This window comes from Ruegeria sp. CDSB022, assembly GCF_059611145.1.
Genome location: NZ_JBXWOZ010000036.1, coordinates 1 through 2738 on the forward strand (window position 1 = coordinate 1; position 2738 = coordinate 2738).

General features: G+C 54.3%; 2 protein-coding genes. Both read left to right on the forward strand.

The window, feature by feature from the left end; all coding sequences use genetic code 11:
- A partial coding sequence (locus AC2FIZ_RS20635) for a ShlB/FhaC/HecB family hemolysin secretion/activation protein (protein ID WP_496791600.1) occupies nt 1-1586 on the forward strand: 1586 nt, incomplete at its 5' end.
- 832 nt (nt 1587-2418) lie between these two features.
- Complete coding sequence (locus tag AC2FIZ_RS20640) at nt 2419-2715, forward strand: hypothetical protein (protein WP_281995601.1); 297 nt, start codon at nt 2419-2421, stop codon at nt 2713-2715.
- Nucleotides 2716-2738: the final 23 nt, after the last annotated feature.

Below are 2738 nucleotides of genomic sequence, written 5' to 3' on the forward strand. Positions count from 1 at the left end.
ATTGGGTTTTAACATGCTCAGTCACCTTAAGGTTATCGATAATGCCCGTATCCAATTCGGTTGTAATTGCGATCATTTGCACTTTAGTGGCCTTTGTTGCAGTTCCAAAATACAGCATTGCCCAAACCTGGGACATCGCATCACAGCACTCTGTCAGCGGCGTAACGGTATATGATACGGATGAGCTGTTAACTTTTGCCGGTCAGTTGGCTTTTGATCGGTCAGGGCGCATTACAGCGGTGGATGTCGCATCAACGATCACGCAGATCTACCGAGAAGACGGTTACTTCTTGGCTGAGGCCTGGCCCGGCCCCGATGGGCAGAGCATAATTGTTGATGAAGGGCGCATTCAAACCATCGAAATTGAAGGCGTAGATATTCGTACGTTCCAAACCCTAGAGAAGATTTTTCAGCCCCTCACCACCTCCTATCCCATAACGCTGAAACGATTTGAGCGGGCGGTTATGCTAGCCGAGGACATACCTGACTTGGAGTTGTCGACCGAACTTGATTACCCGGATCAGGCTGGTGCTCGGCTGAGAGTATTGGGAGAGCCTCTGCGCAAACAAGCCGGGAGTGCGACACTCGACAACCCTCCGCGTGAGCTTGGAGAAGCGCTCAGCTTCTATGTCGTGCAAGAGTTTTATTCAACGCTGACCGTCGGGGATTTGCTGCGATTTGAGGGATCAGGCAACTACAATTGGGACAAGGACGATGAGCACTCTTTATGGGGCGCTCTTACCTATCGCACGCCGCTGAACAGCAATGGTCTGTACGGTGAGATCTTCTACGGGAACATAAACGCAAAACGTGACCTCTCAGGGGACTTTGCGAGAACAGATATTGACGGCGAGAACTTCACAGTCGCGATGGGTTACCCCGTGATCCGAGATGTGGCCCGTTATGGATATCTTCTGCTGGACTATCGCCTTTCAAAAGCGGATTCAGTCAGTGGTGGCGTACCACTATCCAGTGACGCGAGTGTCGTTGGCCTTACATATCTTTACGGGCAAAACTATCCAAAGGGACAAGCTCTGGAAGCGGGGCTAACCTTATCTTTTGGTGACAATGACAACGACACGACAGACGCGAATTTTGACGACGGGGACTCTTCGTTCTGGCATCTACGAGGCGGCATCGGATACGAAAGCCCACTTACGAACTTGTCGCCCAACACAGCTTGGCGCACCGAGATTTGGGGGCAGTACACAACAGACCGGCTGCCCTCTGTCGAAGAGTACTTCCTTGGTGATCGTTATGCTTTGCGCGGATATCGTTTTGACGAAGTGGATGGTGATTCCGGGATTTCCGCGATTTTCGAAGTGTCTCATTCCTACTTCCCCAGTTCCCAGAGCATACATCGCTTAACGCCCTTTGCCTTTTTCGACGTGGGTTACATCTCGAACAATGACCCTGCGAGTTTTGAAGTTGACAATGCTACACTGGCATCGACAGGTCTTGGGTTGGACATTGAGTTTAAGCAAAATCTATTCCTGTCCGGATATGTAGGTGTCCCTTTGAGAGACGGTCCGTTGACCGACTCAGGCGATCCTGGCGCGTATCTTGCTCTGACAACAAGTTGGTGAGGATGTTATGAAACTGAACCGAATTGCTGTACTTACCGCAACTTGTCTAATTGCAGAACTGGCCGCTACTCAGGTCTTTGCCGGCGGAAATCACTACGGGTGGTGCCGTGGCGTGGGGAATCTTCACCAGTCAAGCCAAGGATGCGGGCAGGCCGGTGGGCAAGGAACAGGGAATCAAATTACCGGCCCAACTCAGCCGGTAGCAAATCAGTTGCCGCCTAAGGGAACGCAGCTAACGCCCACATCCGTTACTGTTCCAGTCCTTGCGCCGGGCGCGGTTCCGAACGCAATTCCCGGTCAGGTTCCTATCGCGACACCAATAGCGGTTCCCGGTCAGGTTCCCACGCCGGTAGTAGCGCCGACCCTAGCTCCGCCTTTGACTCCAAATGCGACTCCAAACCGGGTTCCGACAGCCGTTCCAAATCAGGTTCCGCCATTGGCTACCGGGCCTACCGCGGTGCCGCCGCAAGTTCCGACTGCAACTCCCAATCAAGTTCCGATAGCTATCCCTGGCCAGGTTCCGCCTCAACCTACCGGCCCAACAGCGGTGCCGCCACTTGTGCCAACAGCAATACCCAACCAAATACCAGTCGCAGTGCCAGGCCGTGTTCCGCAACCCAGCGGCACTACAGCGACGCCACCGCTTGTCCCAACAGCAACCCCCAATCAGGTTCCCACAGCGGTTCCTGGCCAGGTTCCACAGTTGACACCAAAACCTACGGCAACTCACGTGGCCGTCCCAGGACATCCGAAACCACAAGGCGTCGTGACAATCATGCGTCCAAAGCCGAGGCCGACAACCGGTACTGTCCAACAACCTGGCACAACACAAGTGACCCACCATTTAACCCACCAAAGCAATGCGAAGAAACACGATCACGTCGCAGCAACACCTGGGCGGCATGACCCGCACGACCTGCCGAGGTTCCGCAACGCGGCGGCCAAGGAAGACTGGGAATGCGTTGCCAGCGGATTTGGGCAACGTCGGTATGATGCCGGGCGCGGCGTGTTGCTGAACAGCGGGGCACTACGACACCTTGGAAATGTGGATGCGATGGCTCGTGATGTACCAGCACGGCACCCGAAGCATTCCGGATGCATTATCTCGGTCAAACGAAAGCAGCGCTGAAGCTCGCTGGGTAGGTTTTGCTC